Below are 204 nucleotides of genomic sequence, written 5' to 3'. Positions count from 1 at the left end.
AATGATCATTTGATAATACATTTATATGAGAGTTAGACTTGTACTGTTACATAAAAAATGGGGCGACTGATGGGAATCGAACCCACGAGTGTCGGAGCCACAATCCGATGCGTTAACCACTTCGCCACAGCCGCCATAATATTATTGGCAGGGGTAGCAGGAATCGAACCCACATCAAAGGTTTTGGAGACCTTCGTTTTACCG

At 44.1% G+C, this 204-nt stretch carries 1 tRNA gene; it reads right to left on the bottom strand.

Annotated elements, in window-relative coordinates:
• Positions 1–58: 58 nt before the first annotated feature.
• Positions 59–134: transfer RNA gene (locus CHI10_RS22100), tRNA-His, on the bottom strand.
• Positions 135–204: the final 70 nt, after the last annotated feature.

This window comes from Bacillus sp. 7894-2, from assembly GCF_002272225.1.
Classification (GTDB): Bacteria; Bacillota; Bacilli; order Bacillales; family Cytobacillaceae; genus Cytobacillus.
This window is presented reverse-complemented; position numbering and strand designations above follow the sequence as displayed.